Raw genomic sequence first — 22,999 nt, 5'->3', positions numbered from 1 at the left:
TGCTTCCATCTATTGACCACTATAAAGGAAGTAACTTTGCCCTAACAATCGCACTATTTTGACGCGCTATATTCTTGCTGCAACTATCTTGCCCGGTTTGCACATCCTTGCGAAATCAATGAAATCAAGCCGATCTTACTGCCCGCGTACGTAATAAGGCTGCCAAAAGTTCCTGGCAGCCTTGTGGTATTTGTTTATGCAGCTATTACTTCTTTTTCATTTCCTGATACACTTTCTTCTGCTCATCCATAACCTCTTTACCGCCGGTCTTCATATACTCCGCAACCATATCGTCGTACAGTTTATCAAAATCCGCCGGCTTTGCCGTTACCGTCTTCACAAAGATCTCAATGGCTTTATCACCCAACGTTTGATTATATTTAATTTGCGCTTCGATCGGTCTGTCAAAACGCGCAGGCAGCTGCCCGTCCTGATCGCCAACCTTGATACTATTCATAGTGAAATCCTTATATTTGGGATCAGCCGCGTTTGCTTTTAACGTTTTCTCCTGATCACCCATATCTTTGCCGTTGATGAGCATGCTGTAATCCAAATAATTGTACATCACCTTTTTCGCTTCATCCGAGTCCATAATAACCGGAATGCCGTCATCGCCCTTCTTGTAAGTAACCCCTTCCGTCCCGTTCTGCAAGTCGAAGATCACCTTGTAATCCGACATCCAGTTCAGAAACTTAATGGCTTCGACGGACCTTTTGCTAGCTTTCGGAATCATGAGATGAGCAGACAGCGGGTGGTAAATCTGCTTTACATGTTTGCCTTCGTAGTTCGTGAACGGATCTACAGGCAGCAGCGTGGCACTTGGCACATTCTTCTGCAAGGTAGAGTAATAAGACTGGTAGACGGGTTCATTCGTATTGGTGATCGCAAATCCGATTAATCCGTTCACCAGATCCGCCTGAAACTTTTTACCATCTTTATCCAGGGCAAAATCAGGGCTAATCAAACCTTCGTTATACAGCTTGTTCAAAAACTTATACCCTTCTTTATTGCCCGGTTTCATCAAATCCGGAAGCGAGTAATATTCTTCTTCCGTCATTTTTTTCCAAAAAGTTCGAACCAGAGGATCCAGGTTATTGTTATAGCGAATACCGTAAGGAATAACCTTGCCTCCCGTATTCCCCGGATCTTTCTCCTTAAATGCTTTCAACACAGCGTAGAATTCATCGGTCGTTGCAGGTGGCTTCATCCCCAGCTTGTCAAGCCAGTCCTTGCGGATGATAGGCGTCGAGCTGGCGATAATAATTCTTTTAGCCGGGATGGTATACTGCTTGCCATCAAAATTACCATAGCTCAGGAGCTTATCTCCGAGATACTTTTTCAAATTCGCACCGTGCTGGTTTAGCAAATCACTAAGTTCGGTCAACCCTCCCTGCTTCACCCAGTTCTGAACAGCGGGATCACTATAGGTAAAAATAATATCCGGCGCCTCATTAGCGGACATCAGCACGTTCAGTTTCGGCACTTCCTCTGTTCGCGGAACGGTGACAAACTGCAGCTTGATATTATTCGGGTCGCCGAACTTTTCCTGCATGTATTTAACAAAGTAACTTTCCGTAAGCGGCGGCGCGCCAGGCGGCGTATTACCACGGTCGAAAAGCTCAACTTTCAGCGTTACCGGTTCTCCCTTAGCCCCGCTTTCCTTGGCACCATCTGAGCTGGAGCAAGCTGTCAACATACCTGCCAATAAAATGGCCGCGAGTGAACTGTTCATTGTCCGGATAAGCGATTTTCGATTGCGCAAATCATTCATCTCCCTTTTTCATGTAAAATGGGACTCATCGTTAGAATCTTTCAACCCTTCACTGCGCCAATCATAATCCCGGAAATAAAGTACCGTTGAAGCCAAGGATATACGAGCAAAATTGGAATTGTCGCAAACATAATGCTTGCCGCTTTCAGACTCTCGGGAATCGGGGCCAAAGCGTTCATCCCTTCCGTTGCCGTCGCATCGCTCATTTGATTACTGATGACCAATTGGTACAGCTTCAGCTGAATCGGGTATAAATCTTGATTGGTAATATAAAAGAGTGCATCCATGAACCCGTTCCAACGCCCTACCGCATAGAACAAGCTTAAAGTCGCCAGAACTGGTAATGAAAGCGGTAACACAATTCGAAATAAAGTTCCGAAATGCGAGCTTCCGTCAATCCGTGCAGACTCTTCCAATTCTTCGGGAATAGAGCTAAAAAAGGATTTCAGGATGATCAGATAAAAAGCGTTGATCATGCCGGGCAGTACTAACGCCCAGATGGTGTTCGTCAACTTTAACGATTTTACAAGCAAATATTCCGGAATTAATCCTCCGCTGAAAAACATCGTAAATACGATAACAATTAAGAAGAAGTCCCGGCCCTTCAGCTTTTTCTTCGTAAGCGGGTAGGCTGCGCAAATCGTCATGATCATGCACACTACCGTAAAAACAACCACAAGTAAAATTGTAAAAAATAACGAGCTGATCATCTTGGCATCCTTGAAAACCGATTCATAAGCCAATGTGTTCCATTCTACCGGGAATACCGTCACCTTATTCGATAAAATCGCCGCGTTGGAACTTAACGAGACGGCAATCAAGTGAAGGATAGGAACAAGGCAAATAAAGGACGCCACGGTTACAAGCAGGATGATGAAGCTATCGATAATCTTGTCGCTTGCACTAACTCTCATTTGACGCCCTCCTTACCAAATGCCTTGGTCGGTCACTTTTTTGGAAATATAGTTCGATGACAACAAGAAGACTAGCCCGACGACAGCCTGGAATAATCCAATGGCCGTAGCGATTGTAAACCGGGCGGATTGTACCCCGACCTTATACACAAAGGTACTTATGACATCCGACACGTCAGTGACTAATGGATTCCCCAGAACAAAGGGACGTTCAAAACCGATGCTCGCCATATGCCCAATGTTGATGATCAACAAGATCATAATCGTTGGTTTGATTCCGGGAAGCGTGATGTTCCAAATCTTACGCAGGCGCCCCGCTCCGTCCACCTCCGCGGCTTCATATAACTCTTTATTAATGCCCGCTAAAGCCGCCAAATAAATGATGGTCCCCCAACCGGCATTTTGCCACACGCCTGATCCCACATAGGTAATCACCCAATAGATGGGTTCAGTCAGAAATGGAATCGCTTTCATTCCGGAGGATTTTAATAAAATGTTTACCAAACCAGTATTCGTGGATAGCAGCTGATAAACCATACCTCCGATAATGACCCATGAGATAAAATGTGGCAGATATAAGATGGTTTGTGCACCCTTCTTAAACCACTTGATGCGAATTTCGTTCAATAACACAGCCAAAACGATAGGTGCCGGGAAGGATACTAACAGATCCAATAGATTGAGCAGCATCGTGTTTCGCAGCACCTTGTAGAAATCCTTCATAAGAAATATTTCACGAAAAGCATCCAGGCCTACCCAAGGACTCTTCCATACTCCCTGGAACATATTGAAATCTTTGAAAGCGATCGTTACCCCATACATCGGGATATACTTGAAGATCAGGAAATACAGCATGGGCAAAAATAGCAACGCGTACAACTGCCAATCTTGACCTACGATAAACCTCTTGCTTTTTTTCAAGACTGACGAGCGAATAGTGTACTGAGCGACCAGCGTCTTATCCATTGCAGGTTCGTTACCAGGCATATGATCCCTCCTTTTCGTCATTGTCTTCCCACAATAATCCAAGTTTGGACAACGTTCAATTAACATGAATCGCCGCTTATCGAAATGTAAGAAAAATGCTTTTTCCTATGACCTAACCTTTTCTCACACCTTAACATTTCCGAATAAATGATTGAAAGCGCTTGCTATTTTAACGTATCCAATCCACTTATCCCTTGCTATTTACCTCCGTTTTTTTACGAAAGTCCCCCGGTGGAATGCCAAGCGCATTTTTAAAAGCCCGGTGAAAGGAAATGACGTGAACATAGCCAACCCGTTCTGCGATCGTTTGTACCGGTAAATCGGTCATAAGGAGTAATCTTTGCGCTTCCTCCAAACGAATCCGTACCAAATAATCAATAAATTTCTCCCCAAACTCCTCTTTAAACAGCTTGCTTAAATACCGGGGATTCATTTCAAAATGGTCGCTTATCCTGTTTAAGGATAGATCACAGTGGTAATAATTCGTTTCGATATACACTTTGACTTGGCAGATGAGTTCATGATTGTTCCTGGCATAACGGGCGGCTCGAACTCGTGGCTCAAGCTCAGAAAGCAGCATAACCAACCGTTCATGCCATTCTTCCAGCTTTTCGGAGTGCTCCACCAAGGCTTCAAGCACCGGTTTATATTCCGTGGTCCACAGTTCCTGTGCCTCTCCCGTCATTTCCATGAGCTCTTTATTCAGATGATAAATCAAATAATTGGAAATATGGTTGATATCCCCTTGGGAGAACCGTCCCTTCTTTAGAGCATGAAAAAGCGAAATCATATGCGTCTGCCATTGCCCGTCGTCCGTCCGGAACGACTTCACGATGGTGCGAACCGATTGCAGATGCGGGAAAATTCGGCCTTCCGTTTTTGCATGTACATCCCTGCTTCCAATCAGTGAGCCTAGGCCAAAAACCGGCTTGTATGACAAATGTTTTTTGGCTTCTGCATAACTTTGGGGGATGTTTCCAAGTGTCTGGGTTTCCGGCCCGATGCCAACTGACACCGTAAATTCAAGATTGGCCAGAATCCAATCCTGCAGTTTCTTCATGAAATCATATATCTTATTGCCGTCCTGTTCCTGGCTATCACTCAAGTAGAACATGACAGCCATTTGCTGTGGTTCCACCCATTCATTCCAAACAAAAATCCCTTCGTTCTGGGCAACCTCCTGAAGCACATTGCTAACGACAAATTTAAGCAAGTACTGGTCACGCGAGCTATAGTCACTAATAAAATGAGCATATCGGTCGATTTCCATCACCGCCACCGCCAACCTGTCGAACTGGGAGGGGAGTTGTAATCTAGTGGTCTCTTGCCTCCACTCCGTTTCGTTCATCAGCCTATGTCCTTCCAACCAATCGACCAGCACCTGCCTTCTACGAATCAATAGATCATCTTTATGCAGTTTCTCGTACTGGCTCGTCCTTTCCAACAAGTTATCGATGGCTAATTCGATAAATTTCAGCTCATTGACCCCCGCCAGCTCGCTGCTTTTTCGTTTCGAGTAATCATTGATCCTGACCGCAATAGACTGAATGGGCTTGTAATGCCGGTGGGTAATAAACGTAAACCAAAACACACCAATAATAATAGTCGCTATGCCCACTATGATCCAAAGATCATTAAATTGGGACATCAACGATAATTTCTGATCCCTTTGTCCGCTTGGCATATACAGCCACCCTGTATAGTCGGAAAGAATCCGTTCCCTTTTTAACTCTTGTACGGAAGTACTTTGGTTCTGCAGCATCATGTTTCGATCAAAAGGCTCCAGGTTAGAAGTGAGTAACCGAATGAAACCAGCATCGTATCGCGTTAAATCTTTGATAAACCCAACTAGTGCCCTAACGCGGATGTTTACCACGACAGCTCCTTGTTTGATACCATCTAATGGGAAAAATTTGACTAATGACACCACTTGTTCTTCACTTGAATCATGAATGAATTCGCGATAACTTCTCGGACTTGTCCACCCGGCCGGCGTCGTCTTCGCATGATAGGCAGCAAGAAGGAAGTCACGATCCCCAAACTGATCCAAGTCAGATAACCCATTTCTGGATAAAATTTTTCCAGATTGTTCGTTGTACATATAAATGGAACTGGAAAAAGGCAGCAGGGAAGAGAAATCATCCAGCTTATGTGAAATGACAAAGTAATCAAAAAGCGTTTTATCACCGGTCGTATACGTATAGAAATCCTTTAACTTCTCATCTGTAAAAATTTCTTTGATCGTCATTTGTTCAGAAGCCTTCAGATTCGCGTCGACGGCCTGCATCACCTTTCTCGCAATGGAGTCATCCGTCATCGCGATTTGTTTCTGTGCGGAGTTGTTTAATATCGAGAAAAAAGAAAAGATTAAGACGGAAATGACAACGAAAAATAGAGGAGCGTAAGACAGCAGCATACGATGATACCAGCTCATTTTCATCAAAATCAGTCCTCCTGCACCTATAACTTGATTGACAACAAGCAGAATACGATACTTTTCCGCCAATTTCCATTTATTTAGCATAGTCGATTAGATAGAAAATTGTTGTCGAATCCTGTTTGGAACACGATGAGGAGACGCAAAAAAACACCGGAAGTTGATCCGATGTTTGTGAGTCAATTAACATTCTGCTGAAGTCATTTCATTTGTAAAAATCCGTTTGTATTCCCCTGCTGACATCTTCTCTGCCGATTTAGGGGCATAGTGAAACTGCAGCGACCGACGGCGTTTGGATGAATGATTATTCGGCGTGCCGTGATACAACAGGCCATGAAAGAACAGAATTCCGCCCGGCTTGAGTGGAACTGCCACGTCCTTCTCTACCGGCACGTTCGCATCGCAGATTTGCCAATCTCGAACCGCGTAATGCGGCGTGGCTCCATCCATATGGGAGCGTGGGATGACGTGCATGCAGCCGTTGTCGAGTCCCGCCTCATCGAGTGCGATCCAAACGCCAACCACCGGCTTTTTCCATGTTAAGTTGTTGTAGGCCATATCTTGGTGCCATGGCTTTTCCGCTCCCCCGAAGGGTGGCTTGAGCAAGGCCTGGTCCTGCACAAGATTAGCTTCTTCGCCCAGCAGGCGTTCCACCACGGATAGAATAGCCGGATGATAGGCGATCGATCGCAGCGATTCATCAAACTCCACAAAGTTGAAAAGTTTTCTCACCGCATACTCTCGTTCTTCATCGGTTTTTAGTTCACTCTGCGGTTTGGTGAATTGCAGCTTAACCTTCGTATCACGGTTATGAATATGATCCATAACAGCAGCAATCGACTGCCCGACTTCTTGGTCCGTTAATATTTGCTCTATGGCAATGAATCCAGCTTTTTTATACTGTTTGACTTGCTCGTCCGTAAAATCATGAATCGAAGCTAATGGCTGATGCACATTGTCAAATCGGTACATGCGTTGGTTAATGTCTTCTGAATTTTGTACATTTGTACTCACGGAATCCCTCCTCAAGAGTGATAAATCTACATCCATTACCCTAACAATAACGTTTTTCTTCCTACATGAAAATGGACCGAGGAGCGACTTTTTTGTACAAATCTGCATGTATCAGACATTCATAAATTCGTTGCTAACAGCCTGCACTTATGATTAAATGGAAACCAAACGTCACTTGAAGGAGAGTTTGCGATGATCACTTTCATTTACAATGGCTCCGTGGGAAAATCTCGTTGTGAGCCAGGTTGGGAATGGTCTCGTTTAACCCCCATGCCCGATTACGACCTATGGTATGCCATAGAAGGAAGAGGGCAAATGACAATCAACGGAGTCAACTACCCGATCGCTAAAGGCTCCTGCTTCTTAATCCGGCCCGGCGATCAAGTGAAGGCCACTCAGGAACTCGAACATCGGCTAACCGTCATTTTCATCCATTTTATCATCCAACCGGGTCTGGAAGTTGAGCTTCCCGAAAGACATGTACGATTAGAGGACACGATTGTACCGGAAACATGCCTGCAGCGCATTGTTGAACTGCAGCTTCGGGAAGAAGAGCAGCAGCAAGAAGAATTTGACCTGCTCGTGCGTCTTGTTCTGCTGCATATGCTGCGCCAACAAAAAAGCAGTGCCCCGTCGCCGGTCTCCCATATGCATAAACAACTCATCCACAAAGTGATGGATGAGCTCCGCGATCAAATTGGCGAGAAGGCCATCACCGTAGCGAGCCTCGCTCAAAACGTCAATGTTTCTCCGCGCTATTTGAGTCAACTGTTCATGAAATACACCGGTTTTTCCTTGAGGGAGTACATTACGCGAGTCCGCATGGAACGGGCACGATTTCTCCTGTCCGAGACCTCGATGAATATTACGGAGGTTTCAAGCGCGCTTGGTTTCACCGACGTCTACCATTTCAGCAAAATGTTCAAGTCTCACAATGGCGCGCCTCCGTCCAGTTTTCGCTACAAGGGACGGCCTGCGAAAAGTAATTATGGGGATTCTAGGATTAGGCAGGATATTGATGTTGATGAATGACTGTGTTCCATGCTCTCGTCCGTCACTGTTCCTGCTAGCAGCAGAATCGGCGTATTTGACAAGTAGTCAGTCTCATTCACGGTAAGAAAACATCGAAGCCTCCTACTGCGGAGACTTAATTAGTAGGAACCCACCTAGCTGCTCACTCCAAGGGAACTAGAGTCCTCTATTTGAAGAAAAAAGAGCAATTTACTTTCGGAGTGGAACTACAGGCCCTTATTTGTTCTCCATGGCGCCTTTTTCAGGTCAAATGGTCAAAATAGCAGACCGTAGTTCCCCTTCCACGTGGAAAATGTGTTTTTTCTAGGCGATAGCGGACTGTAGTTCCCTTCCAGCTGATAAAACAAAAAAAAGCCCTCCCAGTAGAAACATCTACTTGAGTGAGAGCTCCTCACAATAATCGACGTAAACAATAATAAGACTCGACGCTTGCGTGTTCCTCAGGAGGGTTTCATCCGTAACGGCGCACACGCAGATCAGCCTGTTCCTTATGGCCCATGAAATTCTCAATGTCACACAGCCTGGAGACATATTCGCCAACCAATTTGCTGGCGTCCTTCGTACAGCGTTGATACGTGCATGTTTTCAAAAATTTGCCCACCCAAAGCCCGCCCGTATATCTTGCAGCCCCTTTGGTCGGTAACGTATGATTCGTGCCAATGGCTTTATCCCCATAAGCCACGTTCGTTTCTGGACCTAGAAATAAAGCTCCGAAGTTTGTCATGTTCGCCAAGAAGTAGTCCGGCTGTTCCGTCAATACTTCTACATGCTCGTAAGCGAGCTTATCGGCTTCGATGAGCGCTTCTTCAATGCTGTCAACGACCAGCACGGTACCGTAATCCCGCCATGCGACACCTGCGATGTCTGCGGTAGGGAGTACTTGGAGCTGCCTTTCGATCTCAAGCAGTGTCTCCCTGGCTAGTGATTCGGAAGTCGTGATCAAGGCAGCCGGCGACGTAGGACCATGTTCCGCCTGACCAAGCAAATCCACGGCGACCATTTCCGCATCCGCCGTATGGTCGGCGATGACAAGAACTTCCGTCGGACCGGCAATCAGGTCGATGCCGACTTTCCCGAACAACTGACGTTTGGCTTCAGCCACGTAGGCATTCCCAGGCCCTACAAGCATATCGACGGGACGAATCGTTTCTGTCCCAAGGGCCATTGCTGCCATTGCCTGAATCCCGCCAAGGACATAGATTTCGTCGGCTCCGGCGAACGCCATCGCGCAAATCGTTGCTGCCGGTATTCCCCCTTTAATCGGCGGCGTGCAGGCAATGACCCGTTTGACTCCGGCAACTTTAGCCGTGAGGATACTCATATGTGCAGAAGCAACCATTGGATAACGTCCGCCAGGAACATAACAACCCACGCTGGCAACAGGAATATGTTTATGACCAAGAATAACGCCGGGCAACGTTTCGACTTCCAGGTCCTGCATCGTTGCTAATTGTTTTTCGGCAAAATTGCGAATTTGCTGCTGCGCGAATCGAATATCCGCTTGCACTTGCTCCGGTACGCGGGCGATGATGTCCCCAATTTGCTCCTCACTCAATCGGAAATGCTCAGGCGACCAATGATCGAATTTTTCCGATATGGTTCGAACCGCTTCGTCTTGACGGGCCGCAATGTCTTGAATAACTTCTTTCACGGTACGGTAGACAGCCTCTTCACTAGCGATATAAGATGTCTGGCCGACATCCCCTTTTTTTAAATAGATACCCACGCCGCTCTCCTCCATGTTTCGAATTCAATTGAATGTCATGCGGTCACTTGCCTTCCCACAGGTTAGGCGTGATCACATATTCAGGTACTTGTGCAAATGCTTGCGCCAGCTCATGCAGCGTCTTTTCCCGGATAGCGGGCGTACTCAGAAGTGCAATATTTGCGTCAACCTGCTCCGGCGTTTCAGCTCCGAAGACGATGCTCACAATGCCAGGCATGTGGTGAATGTAGGAAAAAGCAAATTCAGCCACAGACATGCCTTCCTGCTCAGCGAAGTCCTGCAAAAGAGTAAGCCATGGCTCTGCCGGCTTCAGCCGATCTTGCAGCGCCTCCGGCTTCATGAAGAACAAACCTTGTAAATAAATGCTTCTTGCAAACAGCTTTTTATTCGAGCGAATGAGCTGATCGAAGGTCCCGTTCGCAAACATTCGGCGATCCATGACATTGATGGGCACCTGGACAAGTTCGTAGCAATCACGCTGGAGTTCCCGCCAATTCTCCGCGAATTCCTGCGCATCAAAGGAAAGCAGCGAAGCGCCTATAGTGCCGATATTCCCCCGCTTGACCTGTTTACACAGCAGCTCGGTCACTTGGTTGCCAAATTGGCCCAGCACATTGGGCCGATGAAGCAACACAGCCGGCAGACAATCCACCTGAAGCCGCTCCATGGAACGGTTCACACTGTCTTCGATATGCGCTTCCAAGTCAGACAGTGTCGTTTCACGATTTACTTGTAAAGTGAATTTCGTAATAATCGTGGCTGCACGCGTTTGCTGTTGAAAATAACGGCCGAGCACCTGCTCCGCACTCCCGTATGCGCTTGCTGTATCGAGGCAGGTAATGCCTCCGTTCATGGCAGCATTCAAAATGCGCCCAGCCATTTCCTCATCCGGCTGCCCCAGCCGGTTCGCAATGCCATAGGGCATGCCCAATTGGACGGTTCCCAGCGTCAGCGGAGAGATTGCTGCCGTCCACTGTTCATTGTCGGTTCGAATAAGACTCATCTCGCTTTCTTCTAGGCGATGTTTCCTATTATTCTCGTTTACGAATCCGTTTCGTATAAGGAGGGCGCCCAAAAGCTTCCACAGGCAAGTCCCCCTGCGGATGGTACCCGTATTCGTCTTTTCCTCTCATCATATACATTTCAAAATCAGGATACGTCTGCGGATCCCATTGCACCATCGTCTTGGAATAGCGGATAACAAAGCCGATGCGCCAGCGATCAGAGGTGTTAGGACCGGAACCGTGGATGAGCGTATCGACATGCATGGAAATACCGCCTGCGGGAATGATCATCGAGACCGCGTCCTTTTCGCTGAAGGTCCCCTGATCGAGTTCGAAGGACAAAATCGCGTCATCGCCGGCAATTTTATGCTGAATCACGCCTGCTGTATGCGTCCCCGGGATCACTTTCATAGCGCCATTAGCCTCATCTACATCTGTGAAAGCCAGCCACACAGTGACGGTATTGTTTAGCGCCGTAGACCAATAATAGGAATCCTGATGCCATGGCACCACTTTGTCCGAATGCGGCGATTTTGTAATAAACTCGCTCGCTGCCAAATAAAAGTCGTTGCCCAGCACGCCTTCCACATAATGGATAATCTGCGGATGGGCACAAATGTCATACAGCCACCGGCTCGTCTTATGCCACCCCATGATGTCCGACGGATTTTCGTCCCCCTGCAATGAAGCCGTTAGCTGCTCATATCCCTTTTGCAGTTCCTTCACTTCTTCGCTTGAAAAAACGACGGGAAGCCCTAATAAATACCCGTGATCTTCATAGAACTGCTGCTGCTCGGGGGTTAATTGATTCAGTCCCATCCGAAGCACTCCCTTCTGCTAGAAAAAATGAACGACCCGCTGTCAACGACAACGCACTCTCACCAATTTGCCGCCGGCATAGGATTGGTTCAGCGCCTCTGCTACATAAAGCGGATCCATGCCATCTGCCAGTGAGCATATCGGCTCTACTCCTGTTTGTAATATATGAACAAGGTGGTCAACCGCATTTTGCATATTGCTAGATTTGCTGAGCATGCCCGTCTCCGTACGTTCATACACCAACTGCTTGATTCCCGGTTGCACGGGATGCGGTTCAGTCGCAGAGTAGCGGATTTCATCTCCGCCTTTGACCATCTCGATCACCCCTTTTTCCAAATACAGCACAATGTCAAAAAGGTTATAAAGCCGGTCATCGAACGCCTCTGCATACCCTGTAATCGAGCCTCCATCTGCCGTAAAAAAGAAGGAATAGGTCCAATCCTCCACAGCATCCAAATTGGTCGCAACCCGCTCAACCACTTGCACATGCTCAATCGCCCCGGCCAAATACCGAACCATATCGAACAAATGCGAACCTGTATTAGTAATGCCACGGCTGTATCGCAAATGGATCTTTTTCACCTTCCCGTATGTCCCTTTGCCGACTGCTTCTCGGACCTGCTTCGCTCCTTCGCTCCATCTTCTGGATAAGTTGACAACGACCGTCCGATCGCTATGCCGCTTGCACAAGGATATAATCCGCTCCGCTTCCTCCCTAGTATTCGCAACGGGCTTTTCAAGAAAGATGAGCCTGCTGCTGGATTGTTCCAGAACGGTTTGCAGCAGTTCATATCGAACGGTAGGCGGTGTGCAAATGCTGATGAGATCCAAATGTTGCTGACTCAGCATGGCAGACAATTCCGAATCCAAATAAAACTTCGTCTCCGGAGCAACCTTAGCCAGTTGTTCTGCCTGTGACTGCCTTCTACCGACAGCAGCTGCCAGCTCAATCTCCGGATGCAAAAGATACGCCATAGAATGGCTGTGCGCTTTTCCTTGAAAAGGGATGTCAAAGGTTAATCCAATCTTGCCAAGTCCGATTACTGCTGCCTGAAACACCGGGAATCCCCTCTTTCTGTCTCATCCCACCATCAACCCTTTAAAGCGCCTAAGGTAATGCCTTCCGTAAAGTACTTTTGGAAATAGAGAAAAATGATCAGCACAGGAAGCGTAGCGAACATCGCCCCGGCCATTGCAATGCCATAATTCGTCTCGAGCTCCGATATTTTCTGGGCAACTTTAATCCCTACCGGCAAGGTAAACATTTTCTCCCCGTTCAGCACGATGACTTGCCACACATAGTCGTTCCACGTATTCACGAACGTAAAGATAGCAAGCACGCCAATGCCAGGTTTGGCAAGCGGCAGGATGATATGCCAGAACGTCTGCCATTCGCCGGAGCCGTCGATTTTTGCTGCTTCTGTCAATTCCGTCGGCAGTGAAGCCATGAACTGCTTCAACAGGAACACGCCGTACGGCCAGCCAACAACCGGCAATAAAACTCCCCACCGGGTATTAATGAGACTAAAATCATTTAACAGCTGAAATAGCGGGATGAATAACACCGTGTGCGGAATCGTCATGGCAGCGATCATCACCGTGAACAACCATTTCGAGCCTGTAAATGGAATTTTGGCTAACGCGAAAGCAGATAAGGAGCTAACCGCAATCACAAGCAAAGTGGCGATTAGCGAGATGAACATGCTGTTATAGAACCAGGTGAACACCGGGCTGTTCTTGAATAACGACGCATAATTTTGAAAAGTAGGATGAACCGGTAGCCATTCCGGCGGGATTTGCAGGGCAACCTTCAGATTCTTGAAGGAGCCGCTGACCATCCAATAAAAGGGCCAGAGGAAGAACAAAGTGAGTGCCCAGAGGAAAATATGGCCTCCCCATAGCGGTGATTTTTTATTCGGCATCTTCGTCTCCCTCTTCCTTAGTATTCAATATCCGATTTAAGAAATTTGAACTGTACATAGGCAATCAGGCTGATAAGGACGCACAGAACAATCCCCATCGCATTTGCAATACCAAAGTTCATGTTCACGAACGCCTGTTGATAAATTAGCATCATAATCGTCGTTGTCCGGTACGCCGGCCCTCCGCCTGTCATGATCAAAATAATCGCAAATACCTGGAAAGCACCGATTGTTCCCGTTACCACGACATATAGCAAGGTCGGCTTTAGCATTGGAAGTGTAATCTGAAGAAACATTTTCCCCGGCTTTGCACCATCCAGTGCAGCAGATTCATAATAATCCTTGGGAATTCCGCCGAGCGCAGCAGAAAAGACAACCACCGCTGACCCCACAGAGATCGTAAGCACAATTAAAGATAACGCCAGCGTCGCCGAATGGACTCCCAGCCAATTCACCGGCTGCAGGCCGACTTGGCCGAGGATATAATTGCCAAGGCCAAACTGTCCATTGTAGATGTACTGCCAGACCAAAGTCAGGGAGACAATCGAGGTAACACCTGGAATATAGAAGGCGGCCTTAAAAAACGATTGCATTTTCTTCGGATAGGCATGCAAAGTAACCGCTATCATTAGGGCAATCACGGTGATAGATGGAACCAGATACAAGACAAATTCCAACGTATTAAGAATGGACTTCCAGAAGAGAGGATCTGTGAAAATCGTGCGGTAATTATCAAGCCCCGTCCAATAGTACTTGGTATAATCAAAGCCGTAAAAGCTGCTTTTGATAGCTTTGAGAATGGGATACACAACAAACAGCAGAAAAAACAACAACATAGGCAGGACGAATAGCCAACCGCTGATTTCTCTGCGCAAACGGATGCTGCTGAATGTACTCGGTTTCATTGGCTGCTCCTTCCTTTTACCGCTAAGAGGATAAGGAAATGACGGCAGGTGACTACATGATTACAGCCAACCTGCCGCATCTTTTACTTATTGTATTTGGCGATGGTATCGTTAAATTTCTTCGAAATGGTATCAATCGTTTGCTTAGGCGTAGACATGCCGATAAACAGCTTTTGAATTTCAGGGAACATCGCGGCTCTCATCTCCGGATAACCTTTGATTCCCCAACCTGGATCAATCACCGGCCATTCCTTTGTTTTCGTTGCCAGCTTGGCAAGAAATTGAAGCTCAGGGTCGCTTTCGGTCCATGCAGGCGCTTTGCCGAGCGGGTTGAAGGATTTCATGGCCGTTTGGAAGATGGTATTATCCTTCATCGTCCAATAGAGGAATTTTTTTGCCCATTCTTCTTTGACGGCATCCGCATTTTTGAACACGACTCCGAATCCTACTTCCGACTTTAACGCCGCTTGCCCTGGGGTTGTCGAAGGGAAATTCACGTACATGTACTCATGCGGTCCGCTGACGCTTCCGTCTTTCAAACCGTTTTTGATAATATCCGAGTGGGCTGCCGATGCAACGACCATCCCGTTTTTCCGCTGCTTCCAATAGTCCAATGCGTTCGTAGAGGTCAACGTTTCCGGATGCGGTGTGACAAGGCCTTCATCAACCAACGATTTGAAGAACGTTAATGCTTTTTCCGATTCCGGGCTTTCCCCTGCCGTATATTTCGTGTAATCCGCATTAAACAATTTGACCCCGTAGCCGGAGATAATGTTGTTATAAATCTGATCGCCTTGTTCGTTAAGAGCGAACAGCGTCAGTCCGTATACGCCCTTCTCTTTGTTCGCCACGGCTTTCAATGCCGCTTTGAATTGGTCCGGCGTCCACGTCCTGAACTCGTCTTGCGGAAGCAGATTCTCAGCGCCTGCCTCTTTCCACAAGGATTTATCAAGGATCAATCCGAGCTGAGTCGAGTAGTAGGGCATCGTCACGACGGTGCCGCCTACCGAAACCATTTTCATCATATCTGCACTCTTCTTCACTTGAGCCAGATCATCTGCAGGAATAATATCCTCCAGGGAAGCTAACGCCCCCATCTGCCCATAGGCCAAAGTACGTCCCGGATAGTCCAGGAAGACGTTGGGCGCCGACTTGGAAGCAATCGCTGTCGTGACCTTCTCATTAATGCCGTCGAAAGGGATCAGCTCGATGTTGACCTTGACGTTCGGGTGGACTTTGTTCCATTCCGGGAGCAAATCCTCCTTGAACCAGTCGCCGGCCTTCTGCCCCGGCTTGTAGGTACCGTTCGGCGCTGCCCAGACCGTCAGTTCAATCTTCGGATCTTCCTTCGGGGCTTGCGACGCTGCTGCTGCAGGACTCGCGCTGCCTGCGGGAGCCGTTGTCGGCGACGGTTTGCTGGAACCCCCATCTGTACTGCACCCTACGGTTGTCGCCATGAGAAGCGATACACCTGCTGCTACAAACCATGATTTAAATGAATAACTATTCATTTTACGGATCATTCCGTCGGCCCCCTTCTCCTATGTAAAGCGAATTGAATTGATATGCGGATAACGAAGTCAAGTCAGGGGAAACATCTCACGAATACTCATGGTTGAATAAGAGAGATGCCTCATTAACAAATCACTTTTTTGCGCAGCTTCCGTTAATGGCAAATGCGAATGCGTTTCGTTATAGACGCGGTAAAAGCCTTCTGCGAAATTGACGCCGGCCGCCCGTCCATACTCGCCGTTGTAGGATTCGAGCAGCTTGCGAGCGAATAAACCGCTGTAGCCTTGGCTTTTGAATTCATCCATCGCTTTGATCTTCTCGCCTACAACAGAACTGATATCAATAAACACATCATTACGAATTCCGTACAAGCTAAGACCATCAATAGGGCTAACTGGCAGCGAGGTTAAGAAGATTTGTTTCACTTGATATTCCGCCTGACCGTCCAGGTTTTTCAAGAAAAGCGAAACCTTGCTTAGGCCGGCAAACGCCATCTGGGTCGCAATCGTATGCGGATTATGGAAGGCCGTATTCATCGGAAAATCGCAAATGACGATATCCGGCCTTTCCTTGGACACCTCTTCGGCAATCCGATCCACGATTTCTTCATTCACAACCGAGTAGTTGTCATCGTAATCAAGTAAAATGAGCTTGGAGATTCCGATTGTTTGGGCAGCCCGCTCCAATTCACGCCTTTTATTCAGCGCAATTTCTTCCAGACCCGCATGCAGAAGGCTCTCGTCGGGATTATCTTTACGCCATTCCTCGGCATATTTGTTAGGATGCAGCCGTCCTCCATGTGTCAAAATCAGAGCAACGACTTCATCCCCACGCTTCGCATGAAGCGCCAGCGTACCTCCGCAATTCGTGATCGTATCGGCGGGGTGCGCATAAATGGTCATCACTTTCATAGAGCCCTCCTTGTGTGATCAGATTGTTGAACCCCTCTGTGAATCCATCTGCACAGCGCTGTCAACATCGATAGTGTGATCTATCAACAAGGTAGCATAGGCCCCCTAACATTGCGTAGGTGAAATTCATTAGATAACCTTAGATTTCGTTAGTCTCACAAGCGAATATAAGGAATTCGACCTGTTTCTTAAAATAACAAAGGTGTATAGCCGGTCGTATGATCACCCGATTTGCCCTAAAAGCTGCTTGCGATACTGCGAAGGCGACAACCCGGTGTTGTCTTTGAACCAAATGCTGAAATAGTGCGGATTCATAAATCCGACCTGCAGCGCGATATCCTTGATTTTATTAGCCGGTTCTTCCAAAAGACGTTTGGCGTGTTCCATGCGCACTTGACCAACATAGTCCGTAAACCCGACACCAACTTCCTTTTTAAATAATTGGCTGAAGTAGTTGGCGTTTAGGCCGACCTGCTCGACGACCGAATCAATGCCCAGTCCCACATCGCTGTATTGCTCATTAATGATTTGCAAAGATTTGAGAATACTTCTGCTAGGCTTTTTCTCTTCCTGAACACTCGGGCTTAAATGTTCTCTGACCAGCGCGATGAACTGCCTGCCGTTTTTCTCCAGCGGCTGTGACAACAGCTTTTCCTGCACGTCGCCGAACCAGCTTTTACTCAGCACTGCCGATTGGCCTGACTTAATAAGCAGTTTATACAAGTGGTTGTAGAGCGAGGCCATTAACGCATACAGTACGTGCGGCACGAGATGGCTGGCTCTGGCATAGACGATCAGCTCTTCCATCACAGCGGCACAGTTATCGATATCACGCTGCTCCATGTAATAAAGGAGCTTGTTTTCGTACGCTTCAGGGTACTGCAGCTTCCAGGAATCTCCGACGAAGAAAACATTGGTCTGTTCATCCATTCTTTCGCCAACCAGATAATTCAGCAGTGTTTTGGCTTCCTCGAACGAGGTTTTGATCAAATTAACATGCTCATATTGGTTGCCGACAAATGCATACATGTGCAGGCCAAGCCTTTCTTTCAACACGGCAATCAGCACATTGATTTTATTAAACACTTCTTCATTGGTGCCGTTAAAAATCAAGCAGTACTGCTCGCTCGACAAATAAATGCTGATCATCTCATGCCAATTCTCGAATTCATGGATGATCGATTCCGCCCGGTCCAGCAATTCTTTCTCATTGCCGCCATGTACGTGCAAGAGAACAACGCGAAACGAAGTGCTGCTAAGGCGGAAACCGAGCCGTTCTTCGAACATCTGCGCCTCTGTCTCCGTCATGCTTCCTTCTATGAGCGAACGGACCAGCTTCTCCCGCATGAGCGGCTCGCCCTCGCGAACTTTATCAATCATATGATTGAACGCTCGGCCAAGGTCGCCCAGTTCATCTTTATATAAAGGTTGGAATTTCAAATTCAAATTGCCCTGCTCAACATGCCGGAGCATGCGAATCATTTTGCGCATCGGCATGGAAATCGTCCTGGAAATGAACACGGAAACAATCACCATAAGCGCAAGGGACAGACCTAGGAAGGCGATCCATAAATTGTTTATTTGCTTCAAATCCTTAAGCAGCAAGCTTTCTGGAATCGTATGAACAAACGTCCAGTTCGTCAACGGATGTTTGGAATAAGCAACAACATAGTGATTGCTCTCTTCGGTATAGTGCCCTTTCGCACCCGTCATTCGGGCGATATCAATGGGAGGATTCTCTGCACCGCTTCCGGCGGAGAAGATAAAACCGTTAGAGTCGACGATACTGTTCGTACCTTCGTCCAGATTCGATGAGGCCAAATAATTGTTAAGAATCGTTGGAGAAATCGAAATGATGAGGTAACCGAGGATTTGTAAATTATTTTTATCGTAAATCGTTTTGAACATAACAATAGATGTTTGCTTATCGCGCCATTTAATGAACGACCATAACGAATTGCTGCTGTTATTGTTGGCCATTTTGTCGTACCAGCCTTGTTTGACGAACTCATCGCTAACCAAATAACTCGGCGTGAAGTTCATCCCGACACCGCTGTCGTAAACATTCTGGTATTTATCCACCAAATAAATCGCTTCGATCCCATAAAACCTGTCAGATAACTGCCTTAATTGATCATAGATGTAATTGTAAGCCTGTATGCGATTCATCCCATTCAAGTTCGCCGCATTGGCGCTTAACGGCTCTTGAATATTTTCATTGTAGACGAGTAGCTGGGAAGACTTTTCAATACTTTGTATGTAGCTATCCATGCTGCCGGTGAAATACTCTATTTTTTGCAGCATCGCATTGCCTTCCCTGTCCGTCATGAATCGTTTGATAAATGTCGAAGACAACACAGCAAAGATGATGAGCGCGATGAGCGTAACTAGAGAGAACGATAACCACAGCTTTTTTACCAATTTCAGATCGTGAAAAACCCGGAACCCCTGAACAGAGCTTCTCATAACCTTCACCCCCAATAATATCTATTTTTCTAGGCTAAAATTGACATAACCGCGGGTACGCGAAAACGGCACCATGCGTCGATGCCGTTTGTGTATGGATGTTTACTTCGCTGTGTAACCCCCGTCTACCGGGAGGTTCGTGCCGGTTACGTACTGGGAAGCATCGGAGGCTAAGAAAACGATCGGGCCCCAGATGTCATCCGACTTCGCCATGCGACCTAACATGGTTCTGTCGTTGTAGCGATGAACGAATTCAGGGAGATTCTTCTCGGTCTGGAAACCTCCAGGCGAGATGCAGTTGCACCTGATCTGACGCGCGCCATAATAGCTGGCGATGAATCGGGTAAAGTTGACCATGCCGCCTTTGTGGAAGAAATAGTCCGGGACCAAGCCATTCAAAGGAAGCCCCTCATAAAGGGTGGGATCGGGTCCAACCATCCCTTGAATCGAGCCGATGTTAATGATCGAACCCGAGCCCTTTTCGGCCATCCAATCTCCGATCACCCGTGTGATCTCGAACAACCCGGTCGCGTTAACCGCCATGCTGCGGGCGAAGCTTTCGAGCGAATCGTTGTAGTGCGACATCGTGCGGGCAACCGCATTGTTGATGAGGACATCGCACTTTCCTTCCCGCTCTTCCAGCTTATCACGGATCGCAGCAATCGAGGACAGATTTTCTTGGTCGAATTGGATGGCATGCACCGTACAACCCTCTTGTCTGAACTTCTCCTCAATCGCTTCCAGACGTGATTCATCCCGTGACGTTACGTACACGCTGCCTCCGGCCTGCGCACAAGCGATTGCAATTTGTGTGCCGTACAGCCCGGCTCCTCCTGTCAGTAACACCGTCTTGCCGGTTAGCGAGAAACTTTGCATCACATGCGAATTCAAATCGAATTCCTCCTGTCCCTTGTGTCACTTGCGGCCCCTTGTGAAAGCATCGCCTTCCTATCGTTACCAAGCCGTCCATCCGCCGTCCACCATCAGGTTCGAGCCCGTCATATAACTGGAGGCATCGGAAGCCAGCATGATGACGACACCCGTCATTTCTTCAGGCTTCCCTACCCTGCCTAGCATGGTTTTAGCTTGCAGCTTCTCAATGAAATCTTCATTCTGACCGATGACGGTGTTTGGAAAAGGTCCCGGAGATACGCTGTTGCAGCGTATCCCGTATTTCGCCAAATGAGCAGCGCAATAACGGGTCAGTTGGACGACGCCCGCTTTGCCAACGCCATAATTCGGCGGGCTGTTCGCACCGCTGTCGCCATATATGGAAGGATCAGGCGAAACAACGCCATACATCGAGGCAAAGTTGATGATTGAACCGCCACCGCTTTCTCTGAAGTGCGGAATGGCTTCCCGAATACAGCGGAACGCTGTTCCTGCCGCTCCGTCCACGCCTTTTTGCCACACTTCATCTGTCATAAATTCCAGCTCTGCTCCTTTGCCATAACCGGCTCCATAGGTCGCACAGTTGACCAGAACGTTCAACCTGCCGCTCGCTGCGAAATGCATCTGCATCATATTGCGGATTGAAGCCGTATCCGAAACATCGCAGACGATATTGCGCAGACGGCCTTCCTGAATCGCAGCTTCCAGCGCAGCATTTGTACGGAACGTCAGATCCGCCACCGTAACATCAGCGCCAAAGGCTAACATCGCTTCCGTGAGCGCCGATCCAAGATAACCGGACCCTCCCGTGATCACAATGCTTTTTTGCTGTAAAGAGAATAGCTCTGTATACATAACCCGGCCTCCTTAACTGCTCTTCGTCGAGCCGTAGACAGAATCCGTGCCGGTTCCGGATACGCGGTTAATACTGGAGGCAATCCCGCTCAAATATTGACCGAACCCAACGACATCCGCTCCCACACTGACAAATCGGTAGCCCATTGCCGTCAACTCCGACAGATTGCTCGGACTGCCTACCGTTCCTGCAAACTTGCCGTGTTTCTGAGCGAGGCGCGCCACCGATTGGCGTGTTTCCAGCAGCAGCGGGTGGTCCCACTTGCCAGGGGCGCCAATGCCTTGGCTGAAATCCCCGGGACCGAAGAAGATCATGTCCAGTCCAGGCAGTGCAATCATCTCTTCGAGCTCGGCTAGCGGCTCCGGATCTTCAATCTGCAGCACATTGAAGCGCTGCTCATTCGCCTGAGAAATGTAATCGCCCAAGTCTAAATTACAGAAAGCGCCGTCGGCATTTCCGCCATCGAGAGGACGGCGGCCGAGCGGATGAAACTTCGTTTGATGGATAATTTGCTTGGCATCCGCCAGACTCATCACGTGAGGTATCATGATCCCCGCTGCATCCATTTCCAATGGGCGAATCAGATCGCTGTAGCTGCCCCTCGCCACGCGCACAAGGACATCCACGTCATAAGCTTTCGCCGCCCATATTTGCCGCTCGATCACAGCCCAATCATTGGGGACATGCTCCATGTCCGTCCAGAGGCAATCCACACCGGAAATCCTCGCAGCCATCTCCGTAATTCGCGGGTCAGCGAGATTTAACTTCAGCGCAATCGCCGTTTCCCCCGATCTAAGCTTGCGTAAAACGCGACTCGGACGCATATGAAATTGTGTTGTCATCCTTTCGACCTCCTTCAGGTGTATGCGAAAAGCGGACTTAATCCGCAGCGATTTCTTCCAGAGGGACTATTCTTCCGCCCTCTTCCCGGCTTCGAATACCGGCAATAACCATACGCATTAATTCTTCTGTTTCACTGAATGGAAAAGGACGTTCTCCTGTATGTAAATAACCGATAAAGGCTTCAAGCTGAGTTTTAAAGGAATAAAACGTATCTTGGGAACTGACGGTAGCGCTCGCACTCGTGCCGCACAACTGCAAAAGGCCATGCGAACCATATAGATCTTCAATCGCAATCACAGCAACATCGCCATGTGTGCGATGCTTGAATAACACGATATTTCGTTCCTTGGTTCCTACGTTTTGTGCAGAAAGAAAACCGGGGCCTAGAATGGGGTAAATGGACTCCAAAGCGTGGATGCCGTAGCGTTCCCAGCTTTTGCAAGTCGTGATGCTTGTATAACGAAGCTGTCCTAAAGAATGTATCGAAGTGCGGTAAGGCATGAATTCTTTGCAGTAGCGCATGCAGCTGGATGACATGATTCTGGCGCCATCCCGTACCCAGCGCTGGAATTGCCTAAGATCAGGCTCATTATCCACCAGCGGTTTGTCGACAAAAATGGGAAGGCCCGCTTCGACGAACGGCCGGCAGCGTTCCACATGCTCGTAGCCCTTGTCCGTCGTGATCATCACAGCATCCACATGCCCGATCACATCCTCCGGCCTGCTAACGATATGAGGAATGAGGGAGGCTTTTGCCACGTGTTCCGCGTCTTTGGGATCATCGGTCCAGATGTGCGTCACCGACGCGCCTGGAATTTGCAGCTTTTCTTTCGGTTCTTTTGCAAGATAAGCCGGAATAGCGGGATAAGGACAATCTGCCATCACGACTTGATCATAGTTATTGAACATGGCACTCCAGGAGTAAGGATGACCATTCCCATCCACCATCCCGAGGACCGCAATGCGTAAGGGTTGCATGAGGAGCTCTC

At 47.9% G+C, this 22,999-nt stretch carries 19 protein-coding genes; 1 reads left to right on the top strand and 18 read right to left on the bottom strand.

Going from position 1 to position 22,999, the window contains the following annotated elements:
* Positions 1-205: 205 nt before the first annotated feature.
* From ACUN27_RS07420 to ACUN27_RS07400, 5 genes are all read right to left on the bottom strand, one after another.
* Positions 206-1,732, bottom strand: a complete 1,527-nt coding sequence (locus ACUN27_RS07420) for an extracellular solute-binding protein (protein ID WP_418936952.1) — start codon at positions 1,730-1,732, stop codon at positions 206-208.
* Between the two features lie 80 nt (positions 1,733-1,812).
* Complete coding sequence (locus ACUN27_RS07415) at positions 1,813-2,685, bottom strand: carbohydrate ABC transporter permease (RefSeq protein ID WP_315953490.1); 873 nt, start codon at positions 2,683-2,685, stop codon at positions 1,813-1,815.
* A 12-nt stretch (positions 2,686-2,697) separates the two neighbouring features.
* Positions 2,698-3,540, bottom strand: a complete 843-nt coding sequence (locus ACUN27_RS07410) for an ABC transporter permease (protein ID WP_379170939.1) — start codon at positions 3,538-3,540, stop codon at positions 2,698-2,700.
* Between the two features lie 319 nt (positions 3,541-3,859).
* A complete protein-coding gene (locus ACUN27_RS07405) occupies positions 3,860-6,112 on the bottom strand; it encodes a helix-turn-helix domain-containing protein (protein ID WP_445558628.1) in 2,253 nt (750 codons plus the stop codon).
* A 180-nt stretch (positions 6,113-6,292) separates the two neighbouring features.
* Positions 6,293-7,123 carry a phytanoyl-CoA dioxygenase family protein gene (locus tag ACUN27_RS07400; protein ID WP_315953493.1) on the bottom strand — a complete coding sequence of 277 codons (831 nt, stop codon included), beginning with the start codon at positions 7,121-7,123 and terminating at the stop codon, positions 6,293-6,295.
* Between the two features lie 192 nt (positions 7,124-7,315).
* Between ACUN27_RS07400 and ACUN27_RS07395 the strand changes: the two genes are divergently transcribed.
* Positions 7,316-8,155 (top strand): AraC family transcriptional regulator, encoded by an 840-nt coding sequence (locus ACUN27_RS07395; RefSeq protein WP_445558627.1) that lies wholly within the window; start codon positions 7,316-7,318, stop codon positions 8,153-8,155.
* A 451-nt stretch (positions 8,156-8,606) separates the two neighbouring features.
* Here the strand turns inward: ACUN27_RS07395 and hisD are convergent, their stop codons facing one another.
* The 13 genes from hisD to ACUN27_RS07330 all read right to left on the bottom strand — a co-directional run bounded on the left by hisD (position 8,607) and on the right by ACUN27_RS07330 (position 22,988).
* Complete coding sequence (gene hisD / locus ACUN27_RS07390; RefSeq protein WP_445558626.1) at positions 8,607-9,881, bottom strand: histidinol dehydrogenase; 1,275 nt, start codon at positions 9,879-9,881, stop codon at positions 8,607-8,609.
* 43 nt (positions 9,882-9,924) lie between these two features.
* Entirely contained in the window at positions 9,925-10,884 is a 960-nt protein-coding gene (locus ACUN27_RS07385; RefSeq protein ID WP_315953495.1) for an aldo/keto reductase, read from the bottom strand.
* Positions 10,885-10,912: 28 nt separating this feature from the next.
* The gene (locus ACUN27_RS07380; protein ID WP_445558625.1) at positions 10,913-11,704 is read right to left on the bottom strand and encodes a phytanoyl-CoA dioxygenase family protein; all 792 of its coding nucleotides are present in this window, start codon (positions 11,702-11,704) and stop codon (positions 10,913-10,915) included.
* A 42-nt stretch (positions 11,705-11,746) separates the two neighbouring features.
* On the bottom strand, positions 11,747-12,763 hold the full coding sequence (locus ACUN27_RS07375; protein ID WP_445558624.1) for a Gfo/Idh/MocA family protein: 1,017 nt from the start codon (positions 12,761-12,763) through the stop codon (positions 11,747-11,749).
* A gap of 32 nt (positions 12,764-12,795) precedes the next feature.
* Positions 12,796-13,626, bottom strand: coding sequence for a carbohydrate ABC transporter permease (locus tag ACUN27_RS07370; RefSeq protein WP_315953498.1), 831 nt, complete (start codon positions 13,624-13,626; stop codon positions 12,796-12,798).
* A 17-nt stretch (positions 13,627-13,643) separates the two neighbouring features.
* Positions 13,644-14,531 (bottom strand): carbohydrate ABC transporter permease, encoded by an 888-nt coding sequence (locus ACUN27_RS07365; RefSeq protein WP_315953499.1) that lies wholly within the window; start codon positions 14,529-14,531, stop codon positions 13,644-13,646.
* Positions 14,532-14,614: 83 nt separating this feature from the next.
* Entirely contained in the window at positions 14,615-16,054 is a 1,440-nt protein-coding gene (locus ACUN27_RS07360) for an ABC transporter substrate-binding protein (protein ID WP_445558623.1), read from the bottom strand.
* 57 nt (positions 16,055-16,111) lie between these two features.
* On the bottom strand, positions 16,112-16,954 hold the full coding sequence (locus ACUN27_RS07355; RefSeq protein ID WP_445558622.1) for a PIG-L deacetylase family protein: 843 nt from the start codon (positions 16,952-16,954) through the stop codon (positions 16,112-16,114).
* Between the two features lie 222 nt (positions 16,955-17,176).
* The gene (locus tag ACUN27_RS07350) at positions 17,177-19,420 is read right to left on the bottom strand and encodes a helix-turn-helix domain-containing protein (protein ID WP_445558621.1); all 2,244 of its coding nucleotides are present in this window, start codon (positions 19,418-19,420) and stop codon (positions 17,177-17,179) included.
* Between the two features lie 102 nt (positions 19,421-19,522).
* Positions 19,523-20,266 (bottom strand): SDR family oxidoreductase, encoded by a 744-nt coding sequence (locus ACUN27_RS07345; protein ID WP_445558620.1) that lies wholly within the window; start codon positions 20,264-20,266, stop codon positions 19,523-19,525.
* Positions 20,267-20,374: 108 nt separating this feature from the next.
* Positions 20,375-21,166 carry an SDR family oxidoreductase gene (locus tag ACUN27_RS07340; protein ID WP_445558619.1) on the bottom strand — a complete coding sequence of 264 codons (792 nt, stop codon included), beginning with the start codon at positions 21,164-21,166 and terminating at the stop codon, positions 20,375-20,377.
* A gap of 12 nt (positions 21,167-21,178) precedes the next feature.
* Entirely contained in the window at positions 21,179-22,009 is an 831-nt protein-coding gene (locus tag ACUN27_RS07335) for an HpcH/HpaI aldolase family protein (RefSeq protein WP_315953505.1), read from the bottom strand.
* A 37-nt stretch (positions 22,010-22,046) separates the two neighbouring features.
* Entirely contained in the window at positions 22,047-22,988 is a 942-nt protein-coding gene (locus ACUN27_RS07330; RefSeq protein WP_315953506.1) for a Gfo/Idh/MocA family oxidoreductase, read from the bottom strand.
* Positions 22,989-22,999: the final 11 nt, after the last annotated feature.

The sequence above is a fragment of the Paenibacillus sp. WC2504 genome, assembly GCF_052682475.1.
This window is presented reverse-complemented; position numbering and strand designations above follow the sequence as displayed.

Excerpts from the sequence above, each read along its gene's own strand:
- ACUN27_RS07380 (WP_445558625.1), bottom strand. The coding sequence starts at position 11,704 with ATGGGACTGAATCAATTAACCCCCGAGCAGCAGCAGTTCTATGAAGAT.
- ACUN27_RS07355 (WP_445558622.1), bottom strand. The coding sequence starts at position 16,954 with ATGAAAGTGATGACCATTTATGCGCACCCCGCCGATACGATCACGAAT.
- ACUN27_RS07420 (WP_418936952.1), bottom strand. The coding sequence starts at position 1,732 with ATGAACAGTTCACTCGCGGCCATTTTATTGGCAGGTATGTTGACAGCT.
- ACUN27_RS07405 (WP_445558628.1), bottom strand. The coding sequence starts at position 6,112 with ATGAAAATGAGCTGGTATCATCGTATGCTGCTGTCTTACGCTCCTCTA.
- ACUN27_RS07385 (WP_315953495.1), bottom strand. The coding sequence starts at position 10,884 with ATGAGTCTTATTCGAACCGACAATGAACAGTGGACGGCAGCAATCTCT.
- ACUN27_RS07365 (WP_315953499.1), bottom strand. The coding sequence starts at position 14,531 with ATGAAACCGAGTACATTCAGCAGCATCCGTTTGCGCAGAGAAATCAGC.
- ACUN27_RS07415 (WP_315953490.1), bottom strand. The coding sequence starts at position 2,685 with ATGAGAGTTAGTGCAAGCGACAAGATTATCGATAGCTTCATCATCCTG.
- ACUN27_RS07370 (WP_315953498.1), bottom strand. The coding sequence starts at position 13,626 with ATGCCGAATAAAAAATCACCGCTATGGGGAGGCCATATTTTCCTCTGG.
- ACUN27_RS07410 (WP_379170939.1), bottom strand. The coding sequence starts at position 3,540 with ATGCTGTATTTCCTGATCTTCAAGTATATCCCGATGTATGGGGTAACG.
- ACUN27_RS07335 (WP_315953505.1), bottom strand. The coding sequence starts at position 22,009 with ATGACAACACAATTTCATATGCGTCCGAGTCGCGTTTTACGCAAGCTT.
- ACUN27_RS07350 (WP_445558621.1), bottom strand. The coding sequence starts at position 19,420 with ATGAGAAGCTCTGTTCAGGGGTTCCGGGTTTTTCACGATCTGAAATTG.
- ACUN27_RS07340 (WP_445558619.1), bottom strand. The coding sequence starts at position 21,166 with ATGTATACAGAGCTATTCTCTTTACAGCAAAAAAGCATTGTGATCACG.
- ACUN27_RS07330 (WP_315953506.1), bottom strand. The coding sequence starts at position 22,988 with ATGCAACCCTTACGCATTGCGGTCCTCGGGATGGTGGATGGGAATGGT.
- ACUN27_RS07360 (WP_445558623.1), bottom strand. The coding sequence starts at position 16,054 with ATGATCCGTAAAATGAATAGTTATTCATTTAAATCATGGTTTGTAGCA.
- ACUN27_RS07395 (WP_445558627.1), top strand. The coding sequence starts at position 7,316 with ATGATCACTTTCATTTACAATGGCTCCGTGGGAAAATCTCGTTGTGAG.